The 14092-nt window shown below is 44.3% G+C and carries 12 protein-coding genes; 11 read left to right on the forward strand and 1 reads right to left on the reverse strand.

Annotation, left to right across the window (positions count from 1 at the left end; all coding sequences use genetic code 11):
* The 9 genes from ACWPWY_RS20560 to ACWPWY_RS20600 all read left to right on the forward strand — a co-directional run bounded on the left by ACWPWY_RS20560 (position 1) and on the right by ACWPWY_RS20600 (position 10775).
* Positions 1 to 822: a uroporphyrinogen-III synthase gene (locus tag ACWPWY_RS20560; RefSeq protein WP_454193455.1), complete on the forward strand. Its 822-nt coding sequence runs from the start codon at positions 1 to 3 to the stop codon at positions 820 to 822.
* Between the two features lie 215 nt (positions 823 to 1037).
* Positions 1038 to 2387, forward strand: a complete 1350-nt coding sequence (locus ACWPWY_RS20565) for a hemolysin family protein (protein ID WP_454193456.1) — start codon at positions 1038 to 1040, stop codon at positions 2385 to 2387.
* A gap of 370 nt (positions 2388 to 2757) precedes the next feature.
* Positions 2758 to 3408 (forward strand): ThuA domain-containing protein, encoded by a 651-nt coding sequence (locus ACWPWY_RS20570; protein ID WP_454193457.1) that lies wholly within the window; start codon positions 2758 to 2760, stop codon positions 3406 to 3408.
* An 84-nt stretch (positions 3409 to 3492) separates the two neighbouring features.
* The gene (locus tag ACWPWY_RS20575; RefSeq protein ID WP_191800661.1) at positions 3493 to 3882 is read left to right on the forward strand and encodes a phasin family protein; all 390 of its coding nucleotides are present in this window, start codon (positions 3493 to 3495) and stop codon (positions 3880 to 3882) included.
* Complete coding sequence (locus tag ACWPWY_RS20580) at positions 3883 to 5547, forward strand: ABC1 kinase family protein (protein WP_454193458.1); 1665 nt, start codon at positions 3883 to 3885, stop codon at positions 5545 to 5547.
* Positions 5548 to 5690: 143 nt separating this feature from the next.
* Entirely contained in the window at positions 5691 to 7055 is a 1365-nt protein-coding gene (locus ACWPWY_RS20585; RefSeq protein ID WP_454193459.1) for an aldehyde dehydrogenase, read from the forward strand.
* A gap of 64 nt (positions 7056 to 7119) precedes the next feature.
* Complete coding sequence (locus ACWPWY_RS20590; protein WP_454193460.1) at positions 7120 to 8811, forward strand: DEAD/DEAH box helicase; 1692 nt, start codon at positions 7120 to 7122, stop codon at positions 8809 to 8811.
* A 259-nt stretch (positions 8812 to 9070) separates the two neighbouring features.
* Complete coding sequence (locus ACWPWY_RS20595; RefSeq protein ID WP_454193461.1) at positions 9071 to 9925, forward strand: ABC transporter ATP-binding protein; 855 nt, start codon at positions 9071 to 9073, stop codon at positions 9923 to 9925.
* A 46-nt stretch (positions 9926 to 9971) separates the two neighbouring features.
* On the forward strand, positions 9972 to 10775 hold the full coding sequence (locus ACWPWY_RS20600) for a hypothetical protein (RefSeq protein ID WP_454193462.1): 804 nt from the start codon (positions 9972 to 9974) through the stop codon (positions 10773 to 10775).
* An 89-nt stretch (positions 10776 to 10864) separates the two neighbouring features.
* Here ACWPWY_RS20600 and ACWPWY_RS20605 read toward each other — a convergent pair whose 3' ends face one another.
* Positions 10865 to 11413 carry a GNAT family N-acetyltransferase gene (locus ACWPWY_RS20605; protein ID WP_454193463.1) on the reverse strand — a complete coding sequence of 183 codons (549 nt, stop codon included), beginning with the start codon at positions 11411 to 11413 and terminating at the stop codon, positions 10865 to 10867.
* A 207-nt stretch (positions 11414 to 11620) separates the two neighbouring features.
* Here ACWPWY_RS20605 and ACWPWY_RS20610 point away from each other — a divergent pair, with 207 nt between their 5' ends.
* Both ACWPWY_RS20610 and ACWPWY_RS20615 read left to right on the forward strand, forming a co-directional pair.
* Positions 11621 to 13276 carry an amidohydrolase gene (locus ACWPWY_RS20610; protein WP_454193464.1) on the forward strand — a complete coding sequence of 552 codons (1656 nt, stop codon included), beginning with the start codon at positions 11621 to 11623 and terminating at the stop codon, positions 13274 to 13276.
* A 247-nt stretch (positions 13277 to 13523) separates the two neighbouring features.
* Complete coding sequence (locus tag ACWPWY_RS20615; protein WP_454193465.1) at positions 13524 to 14000, forward strand: glutathione peroxidase; 477 nt, start codon at positions 13524 to 13526, stop codon at positions 13998 to 14000.
* Positions 14001 to 14092 lie beyond the last annotated feature (92 nt).

Consider the following 14092-nt stretch of genomic DNA (forward strand, 5'->3'; position numbering starts at 1 on the left):
ATGGCACAAAATTTACTTGGAAAAAAAGTTGCACTCGCTGGACCCCGAAAGTCTGAAGAGATGTCCATGATCGTGAAAAAATTAGGCGGTACTCCGCTGCTGCGACCTGCACAAGGAACCGTTTTTGTGGATGATGAACATTTGAAAAGCAGTATAGAAGCTTGGGTGAAGAATCCACCGGATTGGACGATCCTTACGACAGGGATGGGGCTTGATGCCATCTTTCAGGCAGCCGAGCAACTTGAACTTGATGAAGAGCTACTGAAGGCTCTGAAGCAGTCACATATTGCTGCACGTGGTTATAAGACAGTGAATGCACTTCGTAAGCGGAATTTGATACCTGCCGTTAGAGATGATGATGGGAGTACATCGGGACTGATTCGAGAGCTTATGAATTATGATCTTCAGGAAAAACGTATCCTCGTTCAGCTTCATGGAGAGTCAGCTCCGCGCCTTATGGCATGGTTGAAAGAGAGAGGAACATCGGAGATCAGGGAAGTATTGCCTTATCGCCATGTGCCCCCTCAAGAGATGGATCTCGAAGAACTGCTCGAAGACATTCTTCAGCGAAGAATTGATGCGGTTACTTTTACGAGTGCTCCGCAGATTCGCTTTCTTACAGCTTATGCAGAAATGCATGGGAAGCTATCAGACATGAAACAGCGTTTTGAAGACGATGTGGTTGCTGCAGCGGTTGGTAGAGTAACTGCACAAGCCATGGTGGAGGAAGGGGTTACCCCTAAGGTGATTCCTGAGGAAGAGCGTATGGGAAGTATGATCGTTTCATTAGGTAAGTATTTTGCTGAGAAAGAGCGAGTATAAGAAGGCCCATCTTGTTACAACCTATAGGGCAAGAACACCTGACCAGGAGAGGTGAGGTGTTTTTGCGTTATTTAGCTAGAAGATGCATTCCTAAGCGTGTCGTTACTCGAATTTGTGTTTAGATAGGTAGGAGACTTATTATTTATAGTGTACATATTTCGACACTTACAGGAGTTCCTGAAAGTGGACTGATGAATTAGGAGGTGCAACAACCATTGGGGTTTGATATTTTAGTCATTCTTATCTTACTTGTAGTTAATGCTTTCTTTGCAGCTTCTGAGATGGCACTGATCTCCATTAATGACAACCGAATTCGCATTTTATCGCTCGAAGGAAATAAACGTGCACAGAAGCTGGAGAAGTTACTGGAGGAACCAACTGGCTTTCTATCCACGATTCAGATCGGAATCACACTTGCCGGATTTTTGAACAGTGCATTTGCAGCAGATAAATTTGCGTCCCTGCTTGTGGATTATGTGGTTTCGCTTGGTGTTGATATTTCACCGTCTGTGCTTTCTTCTGTATCGGTCATTGTTATTACCTTGATTCTTTCCTACTTTACGCTGGTATTCGGTGAGCTTGTTCCGAAACGGATTGCAATGAAAAAGGCAGAGGCGATTGCACTCGCGGTATCGACTCCGCTCAGTGTGTTGTCTAAGGTCGTCAATCCTTTTGTAAAACTGCTTACGGTATCAACAAACCTAACCGTCCGTTTATTTGGTATTGATCCCAATGCGGAAGATGAGGAAGCTTCTGAAGAAGAGATTCGGATGCTTGTAGATACAGGGCTTGAGAGAGGAACTATTCAGCAAAGCGAAAAGATGATCATCCACAACATATTTGATTTCGATAATAAAGATGTATCGGATATGATGACTCATCGTACGGATATGGTCGCGATTTCTGCGGACACTCCGCTAGAAGATGTGCTGGAAATTGTACAGTCCGAGCAGTATACCCGGTTCCCTGTATTTGAAGAACGTGTCGATAATATCATTGGAATCCTGCATGTCAAAGACTTGATTGTTCAATTTAGAAAAGATACTACAATGCCGAAAAGTATTATGGATATGATCCGTCCTGCTTATTTTGTATCTGAGTCAAAAAAAGGGGACGACCTTCTCGAAGAACTTCAGCAGAACCGGGTACATATGGCCATTGTGGTCGATGAATACGGAGGTACTGCAGGTATTATTACGATTGAAGATTTAATCGAAGAGATTGTAGGCTCTATTTATGATGAATATGATGAAGAAGAGTCGATCTTTGAACAAGTGGATGAAGACACCTACATTTTTACAGGGATTGCCCATTTGGATGAAGTAAGCCAGATTACAAAAGCAAGTTTGCCGGAAGAAGAGTACGATACGCTTAGTGGATTTGTAGTGGGTACCATCAGTCGTATTCCCACAAAACAAGAACGCCCTGAATTTGAATTCCGAGGCTTCCGTTATAAAGTGTTAGAAGTTGGAAAACAGCGTATTCGCCGGGTTCAAATGACAAGGCTGCCCGAAGAAGAAAAATCACTCCATCAAGATGGTGAGGAATTGCCTCCTGAAGAGTAAAGTTATTATAAAACAAATCGCAGAGATTTTTTTCTGTGGTTTGTTTGTTTTTATACGGAATTATATGACGAATATGGTAAACTCACAGAATGAATAAAGGGTATTTTCGAATAGCGCCGAATTCAAAAGTAGTGGTAAATACAAAGCTTTTTGTCTGTTATGTAACTTATGGATTTAGAAGAACGATTGCGGCTATACTAGGCAAATCAACAGACCATGAAGTTAATTCGTTTCTAATTTTACCTCTTTAGGGCGGTAAGGATAGATATGATCATATAAGCGAGTAAAGGGTTTACGAACTTTCTTGCTTTGCGTAAGCAAATGAAACGAAAATGAATCAGACAAAAGCAGAGCAAAGGAGAAATGGTTAATGAGTCGAAAAAAAGTATTACTATTGGGAGATTACACACACCCCATGTATCACCCCTTGCAAGGTGTTGACGCGGAAGTCAGCCGAATTTTGCAAGATGAGATGACTGTACAGTGCAGTGAAAATCGAAATTTGATGTTAATGGAAAACTTGGCTGGTTATGATCTGCTTATTTCTTATCTTGATGATTGGAAAGGAGCGATTGCTCCGCAGCAAGCTGCAGGATTACTTAGTTACGTCAGCGGAGGAGGTGCTCTCCTAGTGCTTCATAACGGTATTTCTATGCATAATCGTTACGAAATAGCTCAATTACTAGGCGGCAGATTCACGGGTCATCCTGCTCCGCGTGAACTCAGGTTCCAAGTCACAGATCCACTTCATCCCATTGTGTCGGGGATAGATAATTTTTCAATGGAAGAAGAGCCTTATGAGATTGAATTTGATAACTTCGCCGATATCACGGTTCTTCTTGAGTACATGAATGAAGATGGAAAGTCATGGCCTGCAGCTTGGGCTCATAACTATGGTATGGGGCGTGTCGTTTATCTGATGCCAGGACATTCAGTTCCATCTTTCAATAACGAATCATTCAGACGACTCCTCTTACAATCCGCAATGTGGGCTACACGTACGAAGCCAAAACGTAATTAGAGATCAGACGTACTTTCGCTTGATTGGGTAATATAGGTATATACTAGTATAGAATCAGATTTTTTCAGAAGGAGGACGAAAGGCATGAGCGATTTGTTTAAAAAGGCGGTTTCTCTAGGATTGGGACTTACTCTCGTTAGTAAAGAGAAAGTGGAGAGTGTTGTAGGCGACCTCGTCAAACGCGGTGAACTGGCACCATCCGAATCCAAGGCACTCGTTGATAAGCTTATGGAACGTGGAAATGAAGAACAAACAGGCTTTAAGAAAATGATTGAAGGTCAAGTGGAGAAAGTGCTGATTGACCTGGGTGTACCTACCAAAACAGATGTAAACCGACTAAACATGCGAATCGAGGAACTGGAACAGAAACTGTCTGCACTGGAAACAAGTCAGCCTGCGAAACATCCAGAAACACCGATTCTGACGTCAACGCCTGAAATAGAGCAGCCTCCTAAAGGAAACGAGATTGAATAAATGGTAGTGCATATTAAAAATGCCGGACGATATAGAGAAATTGCCATGGCGCTGATGCGTCATGGCTTCGGCTATATTGTGGAAGAAATCAGCTTTTTTCAGGTGTTATCTTTACCAAGAAGGTGGATTACCCATGAGACAGGTCCGGAAGCGAAGACCCTTGGTGAGCGGATAAGACACGTCTTGGAGGATCTTGGGCCTACTTTTGTTAAATTAGGACAACTTGCAAGTACCAGGTCTGACCTGCTGCCTCCCGGGATTATATCGGAACTGACCAAACTTCAAGATCAGGTTCCTCCTTTTTCGCCCGAGATTGCAAGAGGAATACTGGAACAAGAGCTGAACAGTCCCCTTGAAGAACTTCTCATTGAATTCGATGATACCCCCCTTGCAGCTGCGAGTATCGGTCAGGTACATATCGGCAGACTGCGAAGCGGGGAACAAGTGGCGATCAAGATTCAAAGGCCTGGTATATCGCCTGTAATTCAGCGTGACCTGAATATTCTCAAAGATTTTGTTGCCCTTGCCGAGCGCAGATGGGAATGGGTAACCAGATATCAACTGCGGGAGATGGTAAATGAGTTCGCTGTTTCTTTACTTGCAGAGCTGGATTACAGCTATGAAGGAAGGAATACTGAAAAGGTCGGACTGCAGTTTGCAGAGAATCCAGAGGTTCATGTTCCTGTTATTTATTGGGACTACACGACTGCAAGGGTACTGACGATGGAGTATATGGACGGGATCATGCTGAACCAGCGGGATGTACTCATCGCGAAAGGGTATGATCTAAAAAATATAGCGCAGCGGTTAGTAGATTCCATGCTGCATCAAATTTTTATGGAAGGCTTCTTCCATGCAGACCCCCATCCGGGCAATCTAATGGTCATGAAGAACGGAACACTGGCTTACCTTGATTTTGGAATGGTTGGACGTCTGAATGAGGAATTAAAAGAACAGCTATCTTCGCTGATCATCTCGCTGATGCGAAAAAATACAGAAGGAATGGTGCGTGCTATTCAGCGGCTCGGTATGATTCCGGACGGGACGAAGATGGCTTCCCTTCGCAGAGACCTCGACCGAATTCGGGATGATTATTACGATCTCCCCTTTTCGAGCATCAGTATTGGGCAAGCGCTGAATGACTTATTTGGCGTAGCGCAAAGACACCAAGTAACCATGCCTTCCGATGTCATCTTACTAGGTAAAGCACTGGTGACTCTCGAAGGGGTTATTGAAAATCTAGATCCTACCATTAGTATTATTGATATGGCAGAGCCTTTTGGCCGGAAGCTGATGCGTGAAAAGTTCAGTTCAAGACGGATCAAGGGAAAAGTGCTGGGCGGTATGACAGAGCTGTTTGAGACGTTGATCGACTTGCCGGGACAAGCACGACTGCTGTCTTCCATTATCAGTAAAGGGAAACTGAAGGTCGAAATCAGCATTCCCGAAATAGAACAATTTGAACATAAGCTAGACCAAATCACCAATAAACTATCACTCAGCATCGTATTGCTTTCTTTTAGTATTCTCATGGTAGGTTTGTTTATCGGAGCTTCTAAGATGGAGCAGGTCTGGCATGTACCACTGCTCGAAATAGGCATGAGTATTGCTGCTTTAATGGTATTATGGCTTATTATTTCTATTATTCGATCAAGAAAACAATAAATCAGATGAAGACAAAGCTCTCTTCCCTAGTTCAGGGCGGGGAGCTTTGTAGTTAAGGGGAATCCATGTATAATCAGGAACAAGAAACGAATTCATAGAGAATCGGAGTTTGGTAATGATTAATGTAAAGGGGGTAAGTCCTAATGAACGTAAGCGAAATGGTACATAAACAGAAACTTTACTATAGAACGGGCGCAACCCGGCGTTATGAAGCAAGGATACAACAGCTTGATTTACTGAAAGAGGCTATTCGGCGCAGAGAATCTGAAATCTTGGAAGCACTGAAGATTGATCTTAGCAAAGGCGAACAAGAAGCATATATGACCGAGATCGGTATTTTGTTTGAGGAAATCTCATTCGTATCTAAACGTTTGAAGCGGTGGATGAAGCCTCGAAAAGTAAAGACGGCAAAAACCCATATTGGCAGTAAGGGATACATTGTCCCTGAACCTTATGGCAGTGTACTGATTATTGCACCTTGGAACTATCCATTTCAGCTTGCGATCTCTCCCCTGATCGGAGCAATTGCAGCCGGGAATACGGCTGTCATTAAACCTTCGGAGCTGACACCGCATGTATCGGCTGTCATCACTTCGATGATCGGTGAAGTATTTGATCCTGCTTTTGTAACAGCTGTAGAGGGCGGTGTAGAGGCAAGCGAGATGCTGCTAGCTGAACCTTTTGATAAAATATTTTTCACAGGCAGTGTAGCCGTTGGTAAGGTGGTCATGAAAGCTGCTTCCGAGCGTCTGATTCCCGTGACGCTGGAGCTGGGCGGGAAAAGTCCTTGTATCGTTCACCATGATGCCAATATGAAGCTTGCTGCAAAGCGGATTGCTTTTGGTAAACTGACAAACAGCGGGCAAACTTGTATCGCTCCTGATTATTTACTGGTTCATGAGAGTGTAAGAGACGCATTTGTCACGGAATATGAAAAGGCGATCAAACAATTCTACGGTAAGGAACCGCTATTGAGTGATTATTATGGGAGAATCGTTACCCCTAGACATTTTGAGCGATTGGAATCCTTCCTTACGAATGGCTCTGTTGTTCTTGGCGGGGAGGCAGATCCTGAATCGCTGAAAATAGCACCAACCTTGCTTGATGAAGTGTCTTGGGAAAGTCCTGTTATGCAGGAAGAAATATTTGGCCCAATTTTACCAATGATGACCTATAAGCACCTGGATGAAGTCGTAGATATGGTAAATGCTAGGCCAAAACCGCTCGCTTTGTATCTCTTTACGGTCAATCAGTCCGTTCAAGACCGAATTGTTGAACAAATACCTTTTGGTGGAGGGTCTATTAATGATACACTTATGCATATAGCTACACCGTATCTGCCATTTGGCGGCGTAGGGGAAAGCGGCATGGGCAATTATCACGGAGAGTACAGCTTCACTGCATTCTCACATATGAAAAGTGTACTGAAGCAAACCAATGCTTTTGATATTAAATTTCGTTATCCTTCCAAGAGCGGGTCTGTTATGATGCGCCGGTTCATGAAGTAGAATAATTGCTAGTCATGTTGCTTAAGGTAGACGAATATAAAATAGCTGGAAATAAAACCATGAGGTGAAAAATTTGGTAGGTTTTGATAAGTTGGGCGTTCTGCCCGAATGGAATGAAGCACTGCGTTTGCAGGGAATTGCGGTACCGACACCGGTACAAGAAAAATCGATTCCGATCTTGCTCCAAGGATCGGATATTATTGCGGAAGCACAGACAGGAACAGGGAAGACCTTCGCCTTTATGCTGCCGATCTTGCAGCGTCTTAATGCGGAAGATCGTTCTCCGCAAGCACTGATTGTAGCTCCTACAAGAGAACTAGCTCTACAAATTACAACAGAAGCGAAGAAGCTGACGGAATCAAGAGAAGATATCCGGGTTCTCGCTGTTTACGGTGGACAAGATGTTGAGAAACAATTGCACAAACTTAAAGGTGGAGCACAGATCATCATTGGTACGCCGGGAAGACTGCTGGATCATTTAGGCCGTGGAACCCTTGTGCTTGATAAAGTGAAAATGCTGGTTCTGGATGAAGCAGATCAGATGCTGCATATGGGATTCCTAAATGATGTGGAAATGCTCATGAAGGCTCTTCCTTACAAGCGTCAAACGATGCTCTTCTCAGCAACGATGCCTTCTGGTATTCGTAATCTGGCTCGTGCTTACATGAAAGAACCTGTTGATGTGAAGGTACAGTCAAGTAATATAATTCCTGTAAAACAAATTCGTCAGTTAGTAGTAGAAGTAACGGACCGTACGAAACAAGAAGCACTGATCGGGGCAATTGAGCAATACCGTCCATACCTCGGCATTATTTTCTGTCGTACGAAACGTCGTGCATCGGTTCTTAATGAAGCTTTGCAAGATCTTGGATATGCGAGTGGCGAGCTTCATGGAGACCTCTCTCAAGCGAAGCGCGAGACAGTAATGAAAGCATTCCGCAATGCGAAGCTGCAACTTCTTGTGGCTACTGATGTAGCAGCCCGAGGTCTTGATGTGGAAGGCGTAACGCATGTATTCAATTACGATATTCCTCATGATGCGGAAAGCTATATTCACCGAATCGGAAGAACGGGCCGTGCAGGCGGCAAAGGGCTGGCAATTACATTTGCTGCTCAGAAAGACAAGCCGGAGATTGCACGCATTGAAGAAGGAACAGAGCAGCGTCTTGACCGCGCCGTATGGCAAAGCGGTGTTGCTGGTGAGCCGGGAACGATCGAGAAGCTTGCTCTTGGTACAAGCTCATGGGGCAGCGGTGGAGAAACACGCAGAGTTCGTCCTGATGCGAAACGAGAAGCTAGCCGTGCCGGCAGCGGAAGAAGCGGCGGTCGCAGTGGATCACGCAAGAGTGAAGATTCATCTGGTAATGGCCGAGGCAGAAGCCGCGGACAGCAAGGTGCCTTCTATGATCTAGAGCGCGGGGGCAGCAAGCGAAGCAGCGAACCTGTACGTCAAGATTCGGACAAACCACGCAGTAATGGACGCTCTGGAGGAAGTACGGGACCGAAAAGAACGGAAAGTGTTCGCTCTGGAGGCAGTGCTGGCCCGAAGAGAGCGGAAAGTGATCGCCCATGGCGTTCTGCTTCAGAAGGAGCAGCTGGCGCTGGCGGTAGATCACGTTCAAGCAGCGGCGGCTATGGCAGTGGAAGAAGCTCACAAAGCAGCAGTCGCAGCGGTTCATCATCTCAAAGCAGAGATAACCGTCGTTCCTCGAGCAGCAGTGACCGCAGTCGTTCTGGTGGACGAAAAGGACGTTAATTCGATTATAGGTATATCAAAAGTTCAAAACACGCCTTTGAAAAAAGGCGTGTTTTTTTGTGTTTATTTAGTCAATTGGCAGCAAAAACTAACAAAGCATGACTTGACAAGTGATAATGATTATCAGTATCTTTAAATAGATTACAAAAATCATCATGAATTATTCATTTGTTGTTCGTCTGAACTTCATATTACACATACATACATCATGCATGCCGCTTTTCAATAGATTAGCCAATTAAGTGGAGGAGATGATTTTATGTTTCGCCTGGAAACTGCAGGACTAAGCATTGCTTATGAAGACCGTTTGATCGTTGATGATCTGAATATACAAATACCTCAAGGCAAGATTACCGCACTAGTAGGTGCGAACGGCTCTGGGAAGTCTACAATTCTTAAAACAATGGCACGTCTAATGCAGCCGAAAAAGGGCCAAGTATTACTCGATGGGAAATCTATTCATAAGCAATCCACTCGGGAAGTGGCGAAACAACTGGCAATTCTTCCACAAAACCCAACTGCGCCGGAAGGACTGACGGTAACAGAGCTGGTGTCTTACGGACGCTTTCCTTATCAGAAGGGTTTTGGCTCACTGCAAGCGGAGGATAAGAAAATGATTGAGTGGGCCATTGAGTCTACTCGTCTTCATGAATTCCACGATCGTCCTATTGATCAATTGTCGGGTGGTCAACGTCAGCGTGCTTGGATTGCAATGGCACTGGCGCAAGATACAGACATTCTTTTTCTGGATGAACCAACGACATTTCTTGATATGGCGCATCAGCTTGAAGTACTGCAGTTACTCGAGGAACTGAATGTTACAGCAAAACGCACGATTGTCATGGTCGTCCATGATCTGAATCATGCATCTCGTTATGCGCACCATATGATTGCGATCAAACAAGGAAAGGCCGCTGCAACAGGATCACCGGTGGAAGTGATGACTCCAGACGTGCTGAGAGAAGTGTTCGGAATTGAAGCAGACATTGTAACGGATCCACGGACAGGCGTTCCGCTCTGTCTGCCATATGCACTTGCAGGTAAGGAGCAAAGAGGACTTATCGGTGTGGAAAGTTCAATACAAACTCAAGTACGCCAGGTTGCTGGTGTATAGATTTTATAGATAGAAATAATCTGAAAAGGAAAGTGGGGAGATGAAGATGGCGCTAGATTATGCTGTACTTGCTCAATATGGAGGAATTCACACAAAGCCCTCCCCAGAATCGGTAAGAGATATTAGTTTGCTTGAGCTGATCCGTCCGGAATATGGAAAGCCATGGCTAGAGATGTATCAGCGCCATCTTCAGGCTGAGACCATAGGAGTAGCTGCGGTGTATGTAATGCATACCATTCGCGGTCTGCTTGCAGCAGCCCATTATATGATCTCGAAGTGCGGTACCTATGTGGATCTCTCCCTCACGAACCTAAGTATACAGATGAAGTTGAATGATTCCGGTGTGCCGCAGTTATCCTTTGTACTTCACAAGACAGAAGAACGTGAACTCGTGAATCACGCGGATGCATCTGAACGCAGACAGATGCTGGAGCAGTTCTATGTTAGAACACTCAGTCCAATAATAGAGGGATTGGCAGCAGGAGGGAGAGTGCCTGTTTTAGCATTATGGAAGCAGTTACCCGCTGTCCTCGTTTATTATGTGGATCTGTTTAAGGGAGGACTGTCCTGCGGGGAGCAGGAGCTTGCGGATTATCTGACAGCAGACTTAGAGGCTGTGCAAGGTTTTGGTTCGGACGTATTTAATGTCAAAAAGAATCCATTTGATCTGGAGCCTGTATACATAGAGAATCCGCTAAATACGGAAGAACCGTTTCGAATGAAAGACGCATGCTGCGAGTTCTACCGGGTATCGGATGGGAAGAATCGCAAATGTTTTACATGCCCTAGAATGACAGCGGAGGAACGGAACGCTAGGGCTGAGGAAATGCGGGGTACAGTAACCATCTAGTGATGGACTAATGATAGATCCTAACAATTAAATTCTAAGAAGCGTATATAGAAAAGAGGCAGATACATTGGTATCTGCCTCTTTTATTTTTAATGTAGGGCTGTTTCATATTCGCTTATCGTTATACCGTAATAGACGAGATCTTCGTATTCTCCCCACTTCTTGATATGTTGTACGAGCGTTCCTTCATACTTCATTCCATTCTTCTGCATAACGGCGGAAGAAGCAGGATTTCTAGTCAAGGCAGCGGCCCAGAGCCGATTGAGCTTCAGCTCATCAAATCCATACTCCATCATACGCTGTACCGCCTCTGTCGCGTAGCCGCTTCCCCAATAAGGTTTGCCGATCCAGTAAGCGAGTTCCGCTCTGTTATAATCGCTGACGATATGCATTCCTGCACAGCCGAGAAGTTCACTCGTTTCCTTCGAGACCAAGGCAAAGGTGCTTCCGAGGTTCTTACGGTATCTATCATGAGTAGCCATAATGAAAGCCTCTGCTGCACCATCCGGATAAGGATGAGGAATAGATAAAGTAGTACTTGCTACTTCCTTCTCTCCAGCAAGTTTCTGTATCGACGGTGCGTCAGCTAGTTGAAGAGGTCTTAGTATCAGTCTTTCGGTTACGAATGTAGGCTGCATATCCACGGCTCCTTAACTCATGATTTTTTATATTATATATCAAAATATGGAAGATTCAAGGAATTGTTTTGAACCTGTGAGCCAATCCCTTCTAACCTCGAGAATATCTTAACCGAGCAGAATCATTAGTTGTTTTATTTTGGGCATATTAAATGGACTGGATTTTGTAGAAATCTCGAGCTTATAGGACAGGAGGATTTTTTAAAAATGATAGAACTTGATCTGTTGTTAATTAATGCGAATGTGCTGACCTTAGATGGTGATAACAATAAAGCAGGGGCAATTGGTGTGAAGAATGGTAAAATCAGCGCCTTGTGGAAGGAAACCAATCCTGCACGGGAAGAAATCTTAATGTCTGATGACAATGCGGTTATTGATCTTCAAGGGAAAACGGTGCTTCCAGGTTTTATTGAAACACACAATCACCTAATTAGTGCTATTATGCTGAAACGATTCATTGATTGCAAAAGCCCGCTGAATCAAACCATTGCTGATATTCAAAAGAGAATTTCTGAAAAGGCTGCGGAAGTGGGAGAAGATACCTGGATTGTAGGTTTTGGGTATGACGATACTTCTTTACTTGATATGAGACATCCGACCAAAGCAGATCTCGATGCGGCTGCCCCGAAACATCCGGTTGTGGTATATCACATCTCGGGGCATTTGTGTGTGGCGAATTCGGCTGCACTATCCATAGCGGGTATTCAGGATCAAATGCAGGACCCAAAGGGAGGACGTCTTGGCCGGGATGCGAGCGGACAATTGAACGGTATTCTTTATGAGGGGGCGACAATGCTTGTGGGCTCGCATCTGCCAGGACCAAGTGAAGAAGAAGTCCTCTCCTTACTTCGAGAAGAGGCACATACTTATGCTTCTCAGGGAATTACGATGTCTACGGATGCCAAAATAGGGGTGAGTATGGATATAGATGATATGGATTTATGTATGAAGGCAATCGAACAAGGAGCCATTCCATTTCGCCTGAAGCTGATGGTATCTAGCGATAAGCTGAATGAGGATAAGAAACTGCAATCGATGGATGCGGAAAAGGTGGATGCTTACATACGCGAGCGTTCAGGCGGCAGAGCTTCGCTCGACAGCGTCAAACTGTTTCAAGATGGATCTATTCAAGGGTTGACCGGTGCACTTCGAGAGCCGTACTTCTGTGATGCTGAGCGGTATGGTGAACTTATTAAATCGCAGGAGCAATTAAATAGGGAAGTGAAGGAATGGCATGATAAAGGGTTTCGTATCGCAGTACATGGGAATGGGGATCGGGCCATTGGTTCTATATTAGATGCATTTGAATATGCGTTGACATCGAATCCACGCAGTGATCATCGGCACCGGATTGAGCATGTTCAGACAGCTACCAAGGAAGATTTGAAGCGAATGCAGAAACTTGGGGTAGCAGGTTCCTTTTTTATCAATCATGTTTATTACTGGGGCGATCGGCATGAGAAGCTGTTTCTTGGACCGCAGCGAGCGGCGAGAATTAGTCCGCTTGCAGAGGCAAAGGAGCTTGAGGTTCTGTTCACTCTTCATTCCGATTGCCCTGTAACTCCTATCTCTCCTTTATTTTTAGTATGGGCCGCAGTGAATCGGGTAACAAGCAGTGGTAAAGTATTAGGTGCCGAGCAGAGAATCGATGTGCTGACTGCTCTGCGGGCGATGACAAGTTATGGTGCAGAACTGAGTTTTGAAGAAGCAGAGACAGGAACGATTGAACATGGAAAAAGGGCAGACTTCGTCATTCTAGAGGAAGATCCGACCGAGGTGGATCCGATTCGAATAAAGGACATTTCCATTGTCGCTACATTAATGGACGGCAAATTCATCTATGATAATGGTGTTAGCAGGTAGCTTCACCTTAATCATCCTAAGCTGAACAGGTATCGGTACAAACTATAAAAGAACTGACGGTGTGGTGAAGTAAGCCCGGTTTGGTTAGTATGCAGGCCAAGGGAAGTATCCTTGGTCTTTTTGGTCTTTGTTTTTTTGTTATAGCAGGGACAGCGGGTTTACATAGAGAATCTTTGAAGAGAAGGAAAATGGGTATAGTATAGAATACTAGAAGTAGTTAGTAAGAAAAAGAGGAGGAATTAAAAATATGTCTATATATTCGTATCAAGCAGAGACACCGACAAATCAGGAAGTCTCACTAGAGATGTATAAAGGTAAAGTAGTCATCATCGCTAATACAGCCAGTAAGTGTGGACTGACTCCACAATATGGGGAATTACAAAAGTTATATGATCGTTATAAAGACCAAGGATTGGTCGTTCTTGCGTTCCCATGCAATCAGTTTGGTGGACAAGAACCGGGTTCGAGTGAAGAAGCCGAAGAATTTTGCCAAATCAATTATGGTGTAAGTTTCCCCATCTTTGCTAAGGTTGATGTAAACGGAGAGAACACTCACCCCATCTTCCAATACCTAAAAGAACAAAAACCTGGAAGCGGAGAGAGCAGCGACATTCAATGGAACTTTACAAAGTTTGTGATTGATCGTAATGGGGAAGTTGTGGAGCGTTTTGAACCTAAGCAATCTCCGGAAGAGATGACAGCACTTATTGAGAAATTATTATAAGAGCTACTTAAATTTTATCATTCATTCCATTGAAAAATAGATATAAGAAAAGCATCATGGGATTGCCCATGATGCTTTTTCGTTTAAAAAAA

It is taken from the genome of Paenibacillus sp. Marseille-Q7038 (genome assembly GCF_965111595.1).

Excerpts from the sequence above, each read along its gene's own strand:
- ACWPWY_RS20560 (WP_454193455.1), top strand. The coding sequence starts at position 1 with ATGGCACAAAATTTACTTGGAAAAAAAGTTGCACTCGCTGGACCCCGA.
- ACWPWY_RS20570 (WP_454193457.1), top strand. The coding sequence starts at position 2,758 with ATGAGTCGAAAAAAAGTATTACTATTGGGAGATTACACACACCCCATG.
- ACWPWY_RS20575 (WP_191800661.1), top strand. The coding sequence starts at position 3,493 with ATGAGCGATTTGTTTAAAAAGGCGGTTTCTCTAGGATTGGGACTTACT.
- ACWPWY_RS20580 (WP_454193458.1), top strand. The coding sequence starts at position 3,883 with ATGGTAGTGCATATTAAAAATGCCGGACGATATAGAGAAATTGCCATG.
- ACWPWY_RS20585 (WP_454193459.1), top strand. The coding sequence starts at position 5,691 with ATGAACGTAAGCGAAATGGTACATAAACAGAAACTTTACTATAGAACG.
- ACWPWY_RS20595 (WP_454193461.1), top strand. The coding sequence starts at position 9,071 with ATGTTTCGCCTGGAAACTGCAGGACTAAGCATTGCTTATGAAGACCGT.
- ACWPWY_RS20600 (WP_454193462.1), top strand. The coding sequence starts at position 9,972 with ATGGCGCTAGATTATGCTGTACTTGCTCAATATGGAGGAATTCACACA.
- ACWPWY_RS20605 (WP_454193463.1), bottom strand. The coding sequence starts at position 11,413 with ATGCAGCCTACATTCGTAACCGAAAGACTGATACTAAGACCTCTTCAA.
- ACWPWY_RS20610 (WP_454193464.1), top strand. The coding sequence starts at position 11,621 with ATGATAGAACTTGATCTGTTGTTAATTAATGCGAATGTGCTGACCTTA.
- ACWPWY_RS20615 (WP_454193465.1), top strand. The coding sequence starts at position 13,524 with ATGTCTATATATTCGTATCAAGCAGAGACACCGACAAATCAGGAAGTC.